The following is a 17,446-nucleotide window of genomic DNA, read 5'->3' as shown; positions in this document are numbered from 1 at the left end:
TTTTTGCATTTTTGCCCTAGGGATGATGCCGGCCCTAGCGTTGGAAAACCGCGCCGATCGTCCGTCGCCGGGCATAGCGTTCGCTGGCCTGGATCAGTTCTTCCAGTTCCTGCGGTGTCACGTCCAGGAACTGCTCGCGCTCGGCCAGGGCCTGCTTGAGGTCTTCGGCGCTGATGCCTGGGTTTTCGATGGCCGTTGGCATGAAGTTCGGCGCAGCGGGCTCGCTGGCTCCCTTGGGATAACGCGTGCGGGTTGCGTTGTTATAGGCCAGTGCGCAGGCCAGCAAGGCAGCGGCGCCCAGCATCACTGCGCCCAGTTCGTGCCAGCCGATGGCAATGGACGCGGGATCAGCCAGCACCAGGCTCATCGCCAACCCGCCCGCAGGTGGGTGCAGGCAGCGCAGCCAGCAGATCAGGATGACGGTCATCCCGGCGGCCAGGCATGCGCTGCCCAATGTGCGTCCCAACACCCGCGCCACCAGCAGTGCAACGACCCCGGCACACAGGTAGCTGCCAATGATCGACCAGGGCTGGGCCAACGCGCCGGAAGACACGGCAAACAGCAGCACCGCCGAGGCCCCCAGCGGACCTATAAGGTGCAAGGCGACCTCCATACCAAACACCTGGGCGCACACCCAGACACTGAACAGGGTGCCTAACGCCATGCCGATGGCGGCACGACTCCATTCGGCGGGGCGGGTATTGATGGCAGCGGGTAACCAGCGAGCGAGCATTGACGGGCGATCCATAAAAAACGGGCAAAAAAAAGGCTTGTCTGGTTTCCCGGAAAAGCCTTTCAAAACAGTTCCTGCATTTGGGGGAGGAACCTGCGCAGTGTGCCAATCGGACAAGGTTGCCGCCAATGCATATTAATGCAGGTCAAGTGCAGTATTTTTGCAGTAAAGCGTCTCAGCCAGCCGGTATCAGGCGGATTGGGGGCGGCAGGGGGCTGCCGATCTTGCCCAGTACCCGATCATTGGTTTCCTCATTGATCAGCAGGTTCTGTACGTTTTCCCGCAGTGAGGGATCGTTGGCCAGAGGCCCCTTGAGTACTACCAGTGCATCGCGCAGTTCCATGAGCCTATCCAGTTTTGGTTGGAGGATGTAACTCACATTTACCGTGTCGCGAGATAACGGCATAGCAGTGTCAGAGAGGGAGGGGGCGGGCAATCGATGGTCGGACACAGAACATTCCTCTAAATGAAATAAACGGCAGCGCTAAGTGCTGTTTAAAACGTATTTATTGTTATCGCGGCTGTTTCTTTAATCGGGTACTTCACGATAGATGGCTTGCTATTACGGTCGCCGAATTTCGTACGACAGTAACAGGGCGGCCCTGCACCGCACCTTTGGCACTTCTGAGAATAGTTAGAAGGTATTAAATAAATAACTCACTTTGCAGGCGAGTCTACAGTTGGTGACTTGGAGCGGGAAGGGGGCGTGCATCGGCGCATGCGGATAGATGCGTAGGATTTTTCCCGATAGTTACAAACCGAAAAGTTTCGAAGTTTTATGGGTAAAGAAGTTTCTTACATGCACTTGGATTTATAACTACGGATTGTACTGGCACGGGATAAGCAGCCTGTGCCGCTTATCCCGTTAGCAAGTATCAAGGTTGCGCGGGTTTGGTCAAATGCAGCAGCACATAGGGGTTCTTGTCGAACTGGCCGGTCAGCACCGGTTCCAGTGAGCGGATACGCGGATCGCTCAAGGCCTCGTAGTCCGCCTGGCTCATGATCAGCCAGGCAGGCGCCTGGATCGGCGCCAGTTCGGCGGGCAACTGGGTAAACAACGGCACCTGGTCGCAATCGAGGTTGACCATGAACTTGATGGCTTTCGCGTCCTTGCCCAGTGCGTGCAGCACCAGCGGTGCTCGTTCTTGCTGGATGAGCGTGTGGGCCTGGAGGGTAAAGGTGCGCGTGTCATACAGACGGCGCTCCAGGGGCTCGACCATCACGATATAGGCGAGCCATACCGCGAGTACGGCAGAGAAAGCCGGCCCCAGGTAGCGAAGGCGTCGGTTGAACAGCAGTCCCAGCGCCAGAGTCTGGAGCGCGATCAGCAGCCCGAACACCGGATTGAGACTACCCATCTGCTCAGGGAAGCGATGACGCGCCACGAACAACCCTGCGATCAGCAGACCCGGAATGACCGTCCACAGCGCCAGCATCAGCCAGCGCAACCCGGCGAACAGTTTTCCGCGGGATACCTGGAATGGATACGCGGCAATGATCGCCGCCATGGGCAGCATCGGCAGTACATAGCGGGCCTTTTTCGCCTGGGGCACCGAAAGGCCGATCATCACGATCAAGCCGGCGGCCAGGCAATACAGCACAAGTTTCAGTGCCGGACCCTTGTCGTCGCGACCGCCGGCAACAATCGCAATCAGCGCCAGTATGGCCAATGGATAGGCAGGCGCGTAATTGCCCATTGAGCTGGCGAAGTAATACAGCTTGCTGCTGGAGCCTTCGGTACCGTCCATGCGGCCGAGGAACTGCATGCGGATCACGTCCTGCATGAATGCCTCTCCGCCACTGAGCTTGGCCAGCAGCAACAACAGGCCGACACACGCCGCCAGCAACGCCAGCGCCAACAGGCCAAAACTGAACAGCTGCCGCCATTGACGATTGATCAGGTAATAGCTGCACAGCATGCCGGTGGGAATCACCAGGCCGATCGGCCCACGGATCGCGAACCCCAGGATCAGCAGCAGGAACAGCCAGTGCAGGCGTTTGCCGGCGCCGAAGTGGTCATGGGCATAACCCAGGTAAAACACCGCCAAGGCCACGGCGGCCAGCATCTGGTCGAGGGACACCGCGCGGGTTTCGCTGATGAAGGTACTGCTGAGCAGCAGCACCGCAATGCTCAGCAACGCCCAGCGCCGGGAGTAGGGCGCGGTCAGCCGGTAGATCAGCACCACGATCAGCGCCGAAGCAATGGCCGTTGGCAGCCAGGCCGTCAGGCTGGTGACCTGCCCAAGGGGCAGGGACAGCAGCCAGGTCATCAGCGTCGAGGTGGCCAGGTAATCGGCATAAGGTTGCCCGTACGTTGTCGGGAAGAACCCCGGCCCATGGCGCAGCATCTCCTGGGCGAACAGCACGAAGCGCGAATCAAAACCGATGATGGCCTGGTTCCAGTTGCCTGCGATAAACAGGACCAGTGCCAGGAGCCCCAGCACCCAAGAGTGTCGGCGGATCGTCGGGCTGAGCAGGGGCGGATGGGCTTTGTCCACGTCTTAGGCTTCCTCGGCCTGAGGCACCCAGTTTTGCTGGGGGATCGGCAAGTTGCAGGAGTCGCCGCGGCCCATCGGGAAGTACTGGATGCCTTTGCGCGCCAGGCGTTCGCCGTCGTACAGGTTGCGACCGTCGAAGATCACCGGGGTTTTCAGGCGCTGCTGGATCAAGTCGAAGTCCGGTGCCTTGAACTGCTGCCATTCGGTGCAAATGATCAGGGCGTCGGAGCCGCTCAAGGTGGATTCCGGGGTGCCCATCAGCATCAGGCGCGGGTCATCGCCGTAGATGCGTTGGGTTTCCTGCATGGCTTCAGGGTCAAACGCGCGCACATTGGCGCCGGCGGCCCACAAGGCTTCCATCAGTACCCGGCTGGGGGCATCGCGCATGTCGTCGGTGTTGGGCTTGAACGCCAGACCCCACAACGCGAAGGTCTTGCCCTTGAGGTCGCCCTTGAAGAACGCATTGGCACGTTCGAACAGCTTGCTCTTCTGGCGCTGGTTGATGGCTTCCACGGCTTCCAGCAGGTCGCTGGAGCAGTTGGCAGCCTTGGCGCTGTGGATCAGGGCGCGCATGTCCTTGGGGAAGCACGAGCCGCCATAACCGCAGCCCGGGTAGATAAAGTGGTAGCCGATCCGCGAGTCGGCACCAATGCCCAGACGCACAGCTTCGATGTCGGCGCCCAAGTGTTCGGCCAGTTCGGCGATCTGGTTGATAAAGCTGATCTTGGTGGCCAGCATGCAGTTGGCGGCGTACTTGGTCAGCTCGGCGCTGCGCAGGTCCATGAAGATGATGCGGTCGTGGTTGCGGTTGAACGGTGCATACAGTTCGCGCATCACGTCGCGCACTTCTTCACGCTCGCAGCCGATGACGATGCGGTCCGGACGGCGGCAGTCGGCAACGGCCGAGCCTTCCTTGAGGAATTCCGGGTTGGAGACGATATCGAATTCCAGATGACGGCCGGCAAGGTGCAGGGCTTTTTCCATGTGCGCGCGCAAGGTGTCGCCGGTGCCGACGGGTACGGTGGATTTTTCCACCAGGATCACCGGGTTGATCCGGTGGCGCGCCACGGCATCGCCTACGGACAGCACGTATTTCAAGTCGGCCGAGCCGTCTTCGTCCGAAGGGGTGCCCACGGCGATAAAAAGCACTTCACCGTGTTCAACGGCGAGTTTTTCGTCATAGGTAAACGTCAGGCGACCGCCTTCGAGGTTTTCCTTGACCATGGCCGCCAGGCCCGGCTCGAAGATGCTTACGTGGCCTTGTTGCAGCAACTTGACCTTTTTCTCGTCAACGTCCATGCAGATGACATCGTGGCCGACTTCGGCCAACACGGTGGCCTGTACCAGACCGACGTAACCGCTACCAAATACACTGATTTTCATGGGGCATTCCTGGGACTTGTGGTGCTAGCACGACGAGAGTTGATAGTCAGGACTCCGAGAATGACCAAGGCCACACCCGCAGTTTTTGAAACGGAAAAATGTTCGTTGAAGACCGGCAGGCTGGCAGCCAGCAGGTACACCAGCGCGTAACTGATGCTGAGCAGCGAGTAGGCCCGCCCCAGCGGTAAATCTTTCAGTGCGCCGAGCCAGCAGAGCATCGACAGGGCATAGGCGATGATCGCCAGGATCACCACGCCCAGCGCGCCGAGGTCGATGGCGCCGGTGTTGAGTGCTGTCAGCCATTCAGTGGGCAGCGGCAGGCGCGTCATGCTCCAGCGCATGCCCAACTGGGCACCGCTGACCAGTGCAACGCTGCCCAGGGCCAGAGCAAAACCGCGAGCGCGACTCATACCTGGCGTCCCAGCAGCACTACACCGGCAATCACCAGCAGCACACCGAACCAGTGGCGGCCATCGATGTGTTCGTGGAACACAAAGCGCGCCACCAGGGTGACCAATACAAAGTTGAGGCTGAGCATCGGGTAGGCGATGCCGACTTCCAGGCGTTGCAGCACCAGCAGCCACACCAACAAACCCAAACCCAGGCACACCAGCGCCGACCACAGCCACGGCGAACGCAGCTTCAAGGCCCAGCCATCCGGCTGGTCACGCCAGCCTTCAACTGCAAACTTCTGGGACACCTGGCCCATGCAGGTCAACAGGCAAGCGCCCAACAACAGCAGCAACGTGGTCATGGCGTACTCTGCGGGAAGATCAGGATCACGATATTGCCCTGCTCGTAGCGCTTGCCGTCTTTGGGCAGCAGGTCCACTTCCTGACGCTCGTCGTCACCCTTGACCCGCATCACCACGCCCACCGAACCTTGTTTGCGCGCATCGCTCATCCATTGCTGGACGCTGGCGGCATCGATCTTGCGGTAAGCGGTGTCCGGGAAGGCAATGCCGTATTTCACTTCGCCAACGGTGTTGTAAAGCATCACTTCAGGCCGCTGCAGACGCCACGACAAGGCCGATGCGGCACCGAGGTCGTTGCTCAGCAGTGCGGTGGTCGGCTGCAACTCCTGGAGGTGATCAATGATGAACTGGTCCGGGGTCTTGTTATAAACCACCGAGTGCGGCAACGCGGCCGGCACCAGCGCCACCAGCAACCAACTGCCAATCACCGGTGCGGCCCACATCTGCAATGGGCGGGCGGCCTGCAGCAGGTTGGCGATGATCCAGCCGAACAGGAAGACGAACACCAGCACCAGGCTTAAGGTTTCCTGGCCGTGCTCATACACCGGCTTCTTCAATTGGAACCAGGTCAGGGCCAGCAGCCCCAGCACGCCAATGACCAGGTTCAGCCAGCCATTGATGCGCAGTACGCGGCCACGGGCCTGGGCCAGTTTGTCGGCCAGGGTGTGCCCCATCAGCAAAGCGAGAGGCAGCAGGCACGGCATGATGTAGGACGGCAGCTTGCCCTTGGCCAGGCTGAAGAACGCCAAAGGCATCAGCAACCACAGCAGCAGGAAGGCGATTTTGCCGCTGCGCTTTTCCAGCCAGGCCTGTTTGGCGGTGGAAGGCAGTAACGCCATCCATGGCAGGCTGAACGCCACCATCAGCGGCAGGTAGTACCAGAAGGGCTCGGAGTGCTGGGCGTCTTCGCCGGCAAAGCGCTGGATGTGCTCGTGCCAGAAGAAGAAGTTCCAGTAGTCCGCCTCCTGGGCATGCACCATCAGCGCCCAAGGCAGGCTTACGACAATCGCCACTGCCACGGCCACCAGGCCATAGGTGAGCAGTTCACGAAAGCGTTTTTGCCAGATCATGTAGGGCAGGGCGATCAGTACTGGCAGCAGCCAGGCGAGGAACCCCTTGGTCATGAAGCCCATGCCGCAGGCGAACCCGAGCAGGGCCCACGACCCCAAGCGGCCACGGGGGGTGCTGCTGTCGAAGCAGAACCACAGCGCAGCGCCGGTCAGGTTGACCCAGAAGGTGAACTGCGGGTCGAGGTTGGCGTAGCCCGCCAGGAAGGCGACGCTGACGAAACTCATGTACAGCACGGCGCTGACCAGGCTCTTGCCCGGGTCGTTCCACAACCGCCGGGCCACGCCGTACACCAGCAGGATGCTCAAGCCGGTGCTCAAGGCCGAGGCGAAACGCACGCCGAACAGGTTCTGCCCGAAAATCGCCTGGCCCAGCGCGATCATCCAGTAGCCGGCCGCCGGTTTTTCGAAGTAGCGAATCCCCATGAAGTGCGGCGAGGCCCATTTGCCGGTCAGCAGCATTTCCTGGCTGATCTGCGCATAACGGGTTTCGTCGGGGATCCACAGTCCATGGGTGGTCAACGGGATCAGGTAGAACACCCCGAAAGCCAGCAGGAGCAGGGGCAGGGCCCAGCGCCGGATCATGCCTTTTGCACTCCGAGCCAGCCTTCACGGCCGCTCAGCACGCCGCGCACCAGTTGTTGCCGGGGCAGGGTGGTCAGGTCGGCGGGCAACAGGTCGCCCAACGGTTTGAACTCGATGCCGCGCTGCCCTGCCTGGGCGAGCAACTGGCGAAAATCATTGGCCATCAGAATCCCTTCTACTTCTGCGTGGATCGTATAGACGTTGAGCTTCGACGGCTTGAAGCGGTCGAGGATGTAACTATTGAAATCCTTGGCGGCCACCACCGGGCCCACGACTTCGTCGAAGGTCGGCATGTCCACCGGAATTTGGGGCGTGCCGGCACTGCCATCCGCCAAAGTTGGCCGGAACAGGCTGGTACCACGGCAATCGCTGTTGTAGCGGAAGTTGAACTGTTGCTTGGCTTGCACCACGCGCTCATCGGCACGCCAACCGGCGGCGGCTGAGCAGTCGATGGGCTCACCGAGGATGTCGTTCAAGGTGTCGACGCCACGGCGAATCTGCTCGATCAGCTGTGCATCGCTCCAGCGCCCGGTGTTGGCTTGCCAACCATGGTGGTCCCAGGCGTGCAGCCCGACTTCATGCCCGGCGGCCTTGGCCTGGCGCATCAAGTGCCCCAGGTCGCGACCGATGGGTTTGCCCGGCCAGGCGGTGCCGGCCAGCAAAATGTCCCAGCCGTACAAGCCGGCAGCGTTGGAGCGCAGCATCTTCCACAGGAATTGCGGGCGGATCAGGCGCCACAAGTGGCGCCCCATGTTGTCCGGCCCGACGCTGAAGAAAAAGGTCGCCTTGACCCCGGCTTCATCCAGCGACTCCAATAACCGTGGCACCCCTTCACGGGTGCCTCGGTAGGTGTCGACGTCGATGCGTAGACCTGCCTGCATCAGCGCTTGTCCGCGATTTCGAGCATGGCTTCACGCAGGAAGAAATCCAGAGTGTTGCCGATGGTTTCGCTCATCTCGACGGTAGGCTCCCAGTTCAGCAGGCGCTTGGCGTTCTCGATGCTTGGCTTACGGTGAGCCACGTCCTGGTAACCGGTGCCGTAGAACGCCTTGCTCTCTACGTCGCGGAAACCGGCAAACGGAGGGAAGTTGCTGCGCAGTGGGTGAGCTTCGAACTGACGCAGCAGTTCTTCGCCCAACTGACGGATGCTGGCTTCGTTTTCCGGGTTGCCGATGTTGATGATCTGGCCGTTGCAGTTATCGTTGTCGTTATCGATGATGCGGGCCAGGGCTTCGATACCGTCAGCGATGTCAGTGAAGCAACGCTTCTGCTCGCCACCGTCGAACAGACGGATCGGCGTGCCTTCCACCAGGTTCAGGATCAGCTGGGTGATGGCGCGGGAGCTGCCGATGCGGGCCGAGTCCAGGCGGTCGAGGCGCGGGCCCATCCAGTTGAATGGACGGAACAGGGTGAACTTCAGGCCTTTGTCGCCGTAGGCCCAGATCACGCGGTCCAGCAGTTGCTTGGAGACCGAGTAGATCCAGCGTTGCTTGTTGACCGGGCCCACCACCAGGTTGGAGGTGTCTTCGTCGAAGTACTGGTCCTGGCACATGCCATACACTTCGGATGTCGACGGGAAGATCACGCGCTTGTTGTACTTCACGCAGTAGCGAACCAGTTTCAGGTTCTCTTCGAAGTCCAGCTCAAAGACGCGCAGCGGGTTGCGGGTGTATTCGATCGGAGTGGCGATGGCCACCAGTGGCAGGACCACGTCGCACTTCTTGATGTGGTACTCGATCCACTCGGAGTGAATGCTGATGTCGCCTTCCACGTAGTGGAAGTTCGGGTGGCTGCGCAGGCGCTCGATGGCGTCGGAGCCGATGTCCAGGCCGTAGATTTCGTAGCGGTCGTCACGCAGCAGGCGCTCGGACAGGTGGTTACCGATGAAACCGTTTACACCCAGGATCAGCACGCGGGTACGGCGTGGCTTGCGGCCGGACTCGGCGCCGCGCAGGACGGAACCGTCCACCAGGCCCAGTTCATCAGCCAGGGACGGGCCGGCCAGGTACAGGCCGTTTTCGTTGCGCTGGCCGAACTTGACCACCAGGGAGTCTTCACCGCAGGCGATGCGCAGCGGGTTGACGCTGATCACGCGGCCTGGTGCCAGGCCTTCGTTGCCTTTGACGACTTCAGCGCTCCAGACGATCAGCTTGTGCTCGCCCACGGCGCAGAAGGCGCCCGGGTACGGTTGGGTAACGGCGCGAACCAGGTTGAACAGCTCTTCAGCCGGTTTTTTCCAGTCCAGCTTGCCGTCAGCTGCGGTGCGACGACCGAAGTAGGTGGCTTTGCTTTCGTCTTGGGCGGTTTCGGTCAGCTTGCCTTGAGCCAGCTGCGGCAGGGCGTCACGCAGCAGGCTGGTGGCCGCGTCACGCAGTTTGGCGTGCAGGGTCAGGCCGGTGTCGGTGCGGTCGATCACGACTTTCTGCTGGGCCAGGATCGCGCCGGCATCGGCACGCTTGACCATGCGGTGCAGGGTCACGCCGGTTTCGGTTTCGCCGTTGACCAGTACCCAGTTGGCCGGTGCGCGGCCACGGTATTGTGGCAGCAGGGAGCCGTGCAGGTTGAACGCGCCTTTCTTGGCGGTGGCCAGCAGGGCTTCGCTCAGCAGGTTGCGGTAGTAGAACGAGAAGATGTAGTCCGGGTTCAGCTTGGCGATGCGCTCGATCCACAGCGGGTGGTTGGCGTCTTCCGGGGCGTGCACCGGGATACCGTTGCGGGCGCACAGTTGGGCGACGGAATCGTAGAAATTGTTTTCCTTGGGATCATCGGCATGGGTGAACACGGCAGCAATTTCGTAACCCGCATTGAGCAGGGCTTCGATACCAGCACAGCCAATATCGTGGTAAGCGAAGACAACAGCTTTTGAATTCATGACGAAACCTGATCGGAAGGAGAAGTAGAAGTGTGGGAGGAGGTCAGGCCATCGACCGTAAAGGTCTCGGCCGGTGCTGCCGGTTGGTTGCGCAGCACTTTTTCAATAAAGAACCGTGGGCGGGCCCGGACGTCACTGTACATGCGGCCCAGGTATTCACCCAATAGGCCCATGCCGATGAACTGGCCGCCGGTAAATACAAACAGTACGGCGAACAGGACGAAGGTACCGTCGCCGGCCCAGCCTGCGCCAAAGGCCAGGCGCAGAATGATCAGCGCAAAGGCGAAGAGCATGCCCAGCGCCGCCATGCTGAAGCCGACGATGCTCAACAGGCGCAATGGCGTGGTGGTCATGCAGGTCAGCAGGTCGAACATCAGGCTGATCAGGCGCATCGGGCTGTATTTGGATTCGCCGTGTTCACGCTCGGCGTGATGCACCAGGATTTCCGTGGTGTGCCGCGCGAAGCTGTTGGCCAGGATCGGGATAAAAGTGCTGCGTTCGCGGCAGGCCAGCATCGCGTCGACGATGGTGCGACGGTAAGCGCGCAGCATGCAGCCGTAGTCGCTCATGGCCACGCCGGTGGAGCGCTGCACGGCGAGGTTGATCAGGCGCGACGGCCAGCGGCGGAAAGCCGAGTCCTGGCGATTGTTGCGCACGGTGGCAACTACGTCGTAGCCCAGGGCGGCTTGTTCGACTAGACGCGGGATTTCTTCCGGCGGGTTTTGCAGGTCGGCGTCCAGGGTGATCACGACGTCGCCCCGGCAATGCTCGAAGCCGGCCATGATCGCGGCGTGCTGGCCGTAGTTGCGGTTGAGGATCACCGCCACCACGTTGCTGCCTTCGAGGGCGGCGGCGTCTTCCAGCAATTGCGCAGAATTGTCGCGGCTGCCGTCATCCACCAGGATGATTTCGTATTCGTAAGCCAGCTGTTTGCAGGCGGCCATGGTGCGGCGCAGCAGCTCAGGCAGGCTTTCTTGTTCGTTGTAGACCGGGATAACGATCGACACGCAATGAATTGGATAGGGTTTCAAAGATTCATTACCTCGGGGGTTTAGAGCAACTTGAAGCGTAAAGACAGCAGTTATCGTCAGCCTTGGATGCCAGGCATCCGGTCAAAGATAGCGTTGATTTGTGGCATTCATTCGACAGTCCTGACAGGTCACAGTGGGTCTTCCATGGGTTATGTGAGTAAAGACCAAAACGCTCAAAGGTAAAGCGGAATCAACGAGTTAACCTGCAAAGTACGGTTCGTTCTCAAGTCGTGCCGCCAAGATTAAGCGCAAAAATGTTCAACGAATATGAAACGCAGATGAAAAAGTCGTTTTTTTGGCAGGTAGACAGCTAGGGTTCAGGTAAACAACAGAACCATGGACAACGCCGTCGTTGGCCCCTGCAGACTGGATAGTGGCCTTTTCCTGCGCGCGGGTTCATTCCTGAAGAATCTTCTCTGCAATGCCGTGCAAGTGCCGGTAAAGTAAGCCATCTCTTGCCAGGGCAGTCGGATGAATAGCGTGCAGCGTTTACGGCCAATGTTGATGGTGTTGTTGATGACGGTGGCCTGGGCCACGAGTGTGCGGGCCGATGACGGCGTGGCACTGACGGCCATCGACCAGGTGCCCGATGGCGTAGAAGTGCGGGGTAAACAGGTCGGCGCCTTCACCTGGAGCGATAAACAGGGCAAGAATCTGTTGGTGCTCGCTGAGCAAGTCAGCGAACGCGACGACGACGGCGCGCAGTCCGCCTTTGTCTATGCGGCCCAGTACCTGCTCGACGGTGACCGGCCCAAGCGCCTGTGGATGCTCTACGACGACGTGCAGCATTGCGAGTTCGACGCCGGGGCGCACTACAACACCGACGCCACCAAGGTCACCGACCTGCTGGGTGACGGCATCAGTCAGGTCACGGTGGGGTATAGCCGCACCTGCACCAGCGATGTCAGCCCCAATGATTTCAAGCTGATCATGCACATCGGCAAGTCGCAGAAGTACCGCCTGCGTGGCATCGACCGCTATGGTGCCAGCTGGTGGGATGAAGATGCCGGCGCCCTGCAAGGCATGCCGTTGCCCAAGGATTGCAGCATCGCCGCCCAGCAAGCGCTGGTCAGCCAGTACAAGGAGCAAGGCACCGAGCTGCCACTTCCGGGCTGTTATGGCGACGAGGAAGACTTTGCCAAGGCGCCCAAACCGTACCTGGAGTTCATGCGCCAGCACTGGTTTGCCTTGATGCAGAAGCAGGACACCGACTGGAGCCAGCAGCAGACACCCGCCCCGGCGGAAGACGATCAGGAATAGCCCCTGGGGATTGACCTGCGCTAGACTCGGTGCTCGCCAATTCACTAAATATGTCGATTAAACAAATGGTTAGTCGACATATTTAATCCAAAGGCTGATCTCCCTTGACTGAGTCTACCCGCAACCCGCTGACCCTTTACCTCACCCGCCTGGCACCCTCCAGCCAGCTGACCATGCGCTACGTACTGCAAGACGCCGCCGACCGCCTGGGCTTTGAAGACATCAACCTCGAAGACATCGACTGGCACCTGCTGCAGCCTGAACACGTCATGGCCCTGGTGGCGGCGTTGCGGGAAGACGGTTATGCGCCGAACACCTCATCGCTGTACGTCAACGCCGTGCGTGGGGTGATGAACGAGGCCTGGCGCATGAGCCTGATCAGCCAGGATCACCTGTTGAAGATGCGTTCGGTCAAGGCCATGGCCGGCACGCGGCTGAGCCAGGGCCGCAACCTGCGGCGTACGCTGATTCGTGAGTTGATGGAGGTCTGCGCCGCCGACCCGCGTCCCCAGGGCCTGCGGGACGCAGCGGTGATCGGGATCCTGTATGGCTCGGGCATGCGCAAGTCGGAGTCGGTGAATATAGAGTTGGGCCAGGTCAATTTTGACGAGCGCAGCCTGCACGTCACCGGCAAGGGCAACAAACAACTGATCAAGTACGCGCCGGCCTGGGCCTTCGCCAAGCTGGAGGCGTGGCTGGAGTTCCGTCGCAGCCAGTTGAAACCCGGTGAGCAGGACGACAAGTTCCTGTTCAACCGCATTCGCCGAGGCAGCCACATCACCCGCGAGCGCATTACCAAGCACGCGATTTACTACATCGCCCGTCAGCGCGGGGAACAAGTCGGCGTGAAAATCATGCCCCATGATTTCCGCCGTTCGTTCATCACCCGAGTGATCGAAGAGTACGACCTGTCCATCGCCCAGAAGCTGGCGCACCACACCAATATCCAGACCACCGCCAACTATGACGTGCGTGACGACAACGAACGCCGGCGGGCAGTGGATCGATTTGATTTGTAGCGTCCTCGCAAAAAAAAGATTGAATATTCACACCTAATGTTATTTAAATAACAAAACAAGAGCGCCACGACCTGCCTGGCCGTGCCGTAACAAGGTGGAATAGCAATGGGCAAGATCGCAGTCATCGGCAGCAATATGGTGGATTTGATTACCTATATCGACCGCATGCCGGTCCAGGGCGAAACCCTGGAAGCGCCGGGCTTTGCCCTGGGTTGCGGCGGCAAAGGGGCCAACCAGGCGGTGGCGGCAGCCAAGCTTGGGGCGGATGTGTTGATGCTCAGCAAAGTCGGTGACGACATGTTTGCCGACAACACACTGGCCAACTTCCAGCGTTTTGGTATCGACACCCGTTACGTACAGCGGGTGCCCGGCGTGTCCAGCGGCGTGGCGCCGATTTTCGTGCGGGCCGACTCCCACAACAGCATTTTGATCGTCAAGGGCGCCAATGCGCATTTGCTACCGGCGGATATCGACGCGGCGGCCGCCGACCTGCGCGAGTGCACGCTGATCGTGCTGCAACTGGAGATCAATCTGCCGACGGTCTACTACGCCATCGAATTCGCTCACCGCCACGGCATCGCCGTGCTGCTCAACCCGGCGCCGGCGTTGGCCGGGTTGAGCGCTGAGCACTTGGCGCAGCTGGATTTCCTGATCCCCAACGAATCCGAACTGGCGTTGATTACCGGCCAAGTCGTGGATTCGCCGGACTCGGCCCGCATCGCTGCACGCACCCTGGTCGCCAGCGGCATTCGCCACGTGATCGTCACCCTCGGCGAACACGGTGCGTTGTACGTGGGCGAGGAGGGTGAATTCGAGGTGCCGGGCCAGCGGGTCGACGCCCGTGACACCACCGGCGCTGGTGACGCTTTTATCGGTTGCTTCGTTCAGCACTGGAGCCGCGACGGCCAGATCCGTTATGCCATGGAGCAGGCGGTGGCGTATTCGGCGTGTTCGGTGACGGCGCTGGGTACCCAGACCTCTTATCCCGACAGCGAAGCATTCGCCCGCTTCCAGCAACAGCGCTAACACCCTCTACCCAGCCCGGAGAACAATAATGAACAAACCTGCGCTGCAACAGACGCCCGATGGTTTCTACCTGAACCGCACGCCCTGGTTCGCCTTTATCCTGCTGTGCAGCATCTTTGCCTTGTGGGCGGCTGCGGCGAGCATGAATGACGTGCTGATCGCCCACTTCAAGAAGGCGTTTTTGCTCAGTGATTTCCAGACCGCCTTTGTGCAGTCGGCGTTTTACCTCGGTTACTTCTTTGTTGCGATTCCGGCGGCGATGGTGGTTCGTCGGTTCAGCTACAAGACCACGATCCTGATTGGCCTGATGCTGTACATGTTCGGCTGCCTGCTGTTTTTCCCGGCGGCGTCCACGGCCAAGTACGGGATGTTTTTGCTGGCGCTGTTCGTGATTGCCGCCGGCCTGTCGTTCCTGGAGACGGCGTGCAACACCTACTCGACGCTGATGGGCCCACGGGAAACCGGGACCCGGCGCCTGAACATCTCCCAGACCTTTCACCCGTTCGGCGCGATGGCCGGGGTGTACGTGGGCAGCTTTGTGATGTTCAAGGACACCGACGCCACCACTCAACAACTGAAACAGATGAGCGTCTCCGAGGCGGCGGTGCAGCAGCTGCAGATGATTCAGTCCACCTTGTTGCCCTACAAGTGGATGATCGCTGTGTTGGTGCTGATGTTTATCCTGATCGCCATTACCAGGTTCCCGGCCTGCAAGGGCAATAAGCCGGCCGACAGCAAGCCCGGGAGCCTGCGTCAAAGCCTGGGACGGTTGTGGCGCAACCCGCGCTTTACCTTTGGCGTGCTCGCGCAGTTTCTCTATGTGGGCGCGCAGGTAGGTGTGTGGAGCTTCACCATCCGCCTGGCCATGCAAATGGGTGGCATGAATGAACGCAGTGCTTCATGGTTTCTGCTGACCACTTTTGCCGCGTACTTTGTCGGCAAGATGATCGCCAACTTGCTGATGCGCCGACTACACCCGGCCAGGGTCCTGGCGATTTACGGCGTGCTGTGCATCGTGCTGCTGGCCTACACCATTCTGGTGCCGAATATTTCGGCAGTGTACGCAGCGGTGGGCGTGAGCATTTTCCTCGGCCCTTGCTGGCCGACCATTTACGGGCTGACCATCGATGGCCTGGGTGAAGACACCGGCGTCGGTGGTTCCTTGCTGGTGATGAGTATTGTCGGCGGCGGGGTGATTCCGATCTTCCAGGGCCTGTTGTCCGACGCCAGCGGGGGCAACATGCAGTTGGCCTACAGCGTGCCGTTGCTGTGCTTTATCGTGATCGTAATCTATGCGGTCAAATGCCTGCGCCAGTCAGACACAGCCCCGTTGGGTGCGGCAGCGGTGGTGGCCTCATGAACACGCATATCCCGCTGTATCGCGCGGTATTTACCGAGCAGGAAAAGATCCTGTTGCAGTCTGGAGATTTCAAGGTCAGCGCCTGGACGTATCCGTCCGGCGTGCTGGCGGTGAGCCTGGAGAACAGCCGTGGGCGACTGGTGGTATTGCCTTATCAGGGGCAGATGATCTGGTCGGCCGTGTTCGACGGCTGCGACCTGACCATGAGCAACCTGTTCGAACAGCCCCGTCCCAGCCCGACGATCATCGATACCTACGGCTGCTTCATGTTTCACAGTGGCCTGCTGCGTAATGGTTGCCCGGCGCCGGATGATACCCATGCTTTGCACGGCGAAATGCCTTGTGCGCCCATGGACACGGGCTGGCTGGAAATAGGCGAGGGTTTTGTGCGCCTGGGCGGCTCGTACCAATACGCCAAGGGGTTCGGTGATCGTTACCGGGCGTGCCCCAGCGTGACACTGCACGCCGATTCGGCCGTGTTCGACATCGACATGGACGTGACCAACCTGGCTGGCAAACCGATGGACCTGATGTACATGGCCCACATGAACTACGCCTATGTGGCCGGAGGCCGGTTCGTCGAGCCGCTGGGGATGCAGCGCTTGCGCCTGCGTACCAGCGTGCCGGACCACGTCAAGCCGACGCCTGACTGGACTGCCTACATGGCGCAGCTGGCCGAACATCCAGCCCAGGTGGCCTGCCTCGATCAGCCAGCCCTGTACGACCCTGAGATTGTATTTTTCTTCGACGACGTGGGTACTGACGCCACGGGCCACGCGCACTTTCTGCTGGAGCATAGCGATGGTGCGGCGTTCTATACCCGTTACCGTCCCGAACAGTTCGAGCACGCGGCACGCTGGATTCTGCACACGCCGGATCAGCAAGTGGCGGCGTTCGTGCTCCCTTCAACCTGCGAGCCCGAAGGCTATAACGCCGAGAAAGCCAAAGGGCACGTGCGTCAGCTGGCAGCCGGGGCCAGCGCTTCGTTCAGCGTGACCACCGGCTACTTGAATGCGCAGGAGCGGCAGAGGTTGCTGGGTTAAACCAGCAATTGCGCGCCGCTGGCCTGAATGGCGTCCTTGTAGGCGCGGGGGATTTTCTTGTCGCTGACCACGTACTGAAAGTCCCCCAGGGTCGCGAAGTGCGCGGTGCGCACCGTGTCGAACTTGCTGAAGTCGGCGAGCAGCACGCGTTGCTGGGCCTGGCGCAGGACCTTTTGCTTGACCTCGACTTCATTGAAGTTGAAGCAGGTCACACCGAATTCCTGGCTGACGCCCGCGGCAGTCACGAAGGCCCACGTCAGGCGCACGCTGTCGAGAATGCTGCTTTCGGCACTGCTTTCGAACACCTGGTTCTTGCGGTGAAAGGTGCCGCCGCATAACACGATGTGGCAGTTGGGCTTGTTCTGCAGCCTGAGCAGCACGTTCAACGAGCTGCACACCGCGGTGAACTCCAGCTCATCCGGGATGAAATCAATGACAAAGGGCGAGGTGGTGCCGCAGTCGAAAAATACCGTGTCACCGGGTTGTATCAACCGGGCGGCGAGTTTGCCGATGCGGCGCTTTTCCTCGACGTGGCGGGTGTCCTGGTCGGCTACCCGGTAATCGCTGGCCTCACTGCTGACCCGGGTGATATGGCCACCGAGCAGGCGCAAGTGGTCGGTGAAATGGCTGAGGTCGCGGCGCAGCGTCATCTCGGACACGTCCAGCAGCGCAGCCATTTCCCTCAGGTGAATGGCGTTCTGGTCCTGCAAGGCTTGTTGGATAAGCTTGAGTCGCTCGGCTTTTCTACTGTCCACGAGTATTCCAGGGCTTGATTGTTTGTGTTAAACAAGTAACATTAAGTGTGAGTATTGTAA

The 17,446-nt window shown here is 60.3% G+C and carries 16 protein-coding genes; 5 read left to right on the top strand and 11 right to left on the bottom strand.

Annotated features, from left to right (window positions below; genetic code table 11):
* Positions 1-34: 34 nt before the first annotated feature.
* From BLU46_RS00205 to arnC, 10 genes are all read right to left on the bottom strand, one after another.
* Positions 35-733, bottom strand: coding sequence for an HPP family protein (locus BLU46_RS00205; RefSeq protein WP_093197026.1), 699 nt, complete (start codon positions 731-733; stop codon positions 35-37).
* Between the two features lie 175 nt (positions 734-908).
* A complete protein-coding gene (locus tag BLU46_RS00200; protein WP_093197022.1) occupies positions 909-1,139 on the bottom strand; it encodes a type VI secretion system contractile sheath small subunit in 231 nt (76 codons plus the stop codon).
* Positions 1,140-1,608: 469 nt separating this feature from the next.
* Positions 1,609-3,231, bottom strand: a complete 1,623-nt coding sequence (locus BLU46_RS00195; protein ID WP_093197019.1) for an ArnT family glycosyltransferase — start codon at positions 3,229-3,231, stop codon at positions 1,609-1,611.
* A gap of 3 nt (positions 3,232-3,234) precedes the next feature.
* On the bottom strand, positions 3,235-4,614 hold the full coding sequence (locus tag BLU46_RS00190; protein WP_093197016.1) for a UDP-glucose dehydrogenase family protein: 1,380 nt from the start codon (positions 4,612-4,614) through the stop codon (positions 3,235-3,237).
* Positions 4,611-5,024 carry a 4-amino-4-deoxy-L-arabinose-phosphoundecaprenol flippase subunit ArnF gene (arnF, locus tag BLU46_RS00185; RefSeq protein WP_063030106.1) on the bottom strand — a complete coding sequence of 138 codons (414 nt, stop codon included), beginning with the start codon at positions 5,022-5,024 and terminating at the stop codon, positions 4,611-4,613. Before arnF ends, BLU46_RS00190 begins: the two co-directional genes overlap by 4 nt.
* Positions 5,021-5,368 (bottom strand): 4-amino-4-deoxy-L-arabinose-phosphoundecaprenol flippase subunit ArnE, encoded by a 348-nt coding sequence (gene arnE / locus BLU46_RS00180; RefSeq protein ID WP_003217625.1) that lies wholly within the window; start codon positions 5,366-5,368, stop codon positions 5,021-5,023. Before arnE ends, arnF begins: the two co-directional genes overlap by 4 nt.
* Positions 5,365-7,020 (bottom strand): lipid IV(A) 4-amino-4-deoxy-L-arabinosyltransferase, encoded by a 1,656-nt coding sequence (arnT, locus tag BLU46_RS00175; protein ID WP_093197012.1) that lies wholly within the window; start codon positions 7,018-7,020, stop codon positions 5,365-5,367. The genes arnE and arnT overlap by 4 nt, the downstream gene beginning before the upstream one ends.
* Positions 7,017-7,901 (bottom strand): 4-deoxy-4-formamido-L-arabinose-phosphoundecaprenol deformylase, encoded by an 885-nt coding sequence (gene arnD, locus BLU46_RS00170; protein WP_093197009.1) that lies wholly within the window; start codon positions 7,899-7,901, stop codon positions 7,017-7,019. The genes arnT and arnD overlap by 4 nt, the downstream gene beginning before the upstream one ends.
* Positions 7,901-9,892, bottom strand: a complete 1,992-nt coding sequence (arnA, locus tag BLU46_RS00165; protein WP_093196998.1) for a bifunctional UDP-4-amino-4-deoxy-L-arabinose formyltransferase/UDP-glucuronic acid oxidase ArnA — start codon at positions 9,890-9,892, stop codon at positions 7,901-7,903. Before arnA ends, arnD begins: the two co-directional genes overlap by 1 nt.
* Entirely contained in the window at positions 9,889-10,923 is a 1,035-nt protein-coding gene (gene arnC / locus BLU46_RS00160; RefSeq protein ID WP_032869197.1) for an undecaprenyl-phosphate 4-deoxy-4-formamido-L-arabinose transferase, read from the bottom strand. The genes arnA and arnC overlap by 4 nt, the downstream gene beginning before the upstream one ends.
* Positions 10,924-11,394: 471 nt before the next feature.
* On the opposite strand from arnC, the gene BLU46_RS00155 reads away from it, so the two are divergent.
* The 5 genes from BLU46_RS00155 (at position 11,395) to BLU46_RS00135 (ending at position 16,631) form a co-directional block, all read left to right on the top strand.
* Positions 11,395-12,183 carry a M949_RS01915 family surface polysaccharide biosynthesis protein gene (locus BLU46_RS00155; protein ID WP_063030115.1) on the top strand — a complete coding sequence of 263 codons (789 nt, stop codon included), beginning with the start codon at positions 11,395-11,397 and terminating at the stop codon, positions 12,181-12,183.
* A gap of 104 nt (positions 12,184-12,287) precedes the next feature.
* Positions 12,288-13,202 carry a site-specific integrase gene (locus tag BLU46_RS00150; protein ID WP_093196994.1) on the top strand — a complete coding sequence of 305 codons (915 nt, stop codon included), beginning with the start codon at positions 12,288-12,290 and terminating at the stop codon, positions 13,200-13,202.
* Positions 13,203-13,307: 105 nt separating this feature from the next.
* The gene (rbsK, locus tag BLU46_RS00145) at positions 13,308-14,228 is read left to right on the top strand and encodes a ribokinase (RefSeq protein ID WP_093196990.1); all 921 of its coding nucleotides are present in this window, start codon (positions 13,308-13,310) and stop codon (positions 14,226-14,228) included.
* A gap of 28 nt (positions 14,229-14,256) precedes the next feature.
* The gene (fucP, locus tag BLU46_RS00140; protein ID WP_063030119.1) at positions 14,257-15,588 is read left to right on the top strand and encodes an L-fucose:H+ symporter permease; all 1,332 of its coding nucleotides are present in this window, start codon (positions 14,257-14,259) and stop codon (positions 15,586-15,588) included.
* A complete protein-coding gene (locus BLU46_RS00135) occupies positions 15,585-16,631 on the top strand; it encodes an aldose 1-epimerase family protein (RefSeq protein WP_093196986.1) in 1,047 nt (348 codons plus the stop codon). The genes fucP and BLU46_RS00135 overlap by 4 nt, the downstream gene beginning before the upstream one ends.
* Here BLU46_RS00135 and deoR read toward each other — a convergent pair.
* Positions 16,628-17,386, bottom strand: a complete 759-nt coding sequence (deoR, locus tag BLU46_RS00130; protein WP_093196982.1) for a DNA-binding transcriptional repressor DeoR — start codon at positions 17,384-17,386, stop codon at positions 16,628-16,630. The two genes, BLU46_RS00135 and deoR, sit on opposite strands and share 4 nt — an antisense overlap.
* Positions 17,387-17,446: the final 60 nt, after the last annotated feature.

The organism is Pseudomonas yamanorum (assembly GCF_900105735.1).
Taxonomy (GTDB): Bacteria; Pseudomonadota; Gammaproteobacteria; order Pseudomonadales; family Pseudomonadaceae; genus Aquipseudomonas; species Aquipseudomonas yamanorum.
Note: the sequence above shows the minus strand (reverse complement) of the source record. Positions and strands in the feature narration are given on the sequence as shown.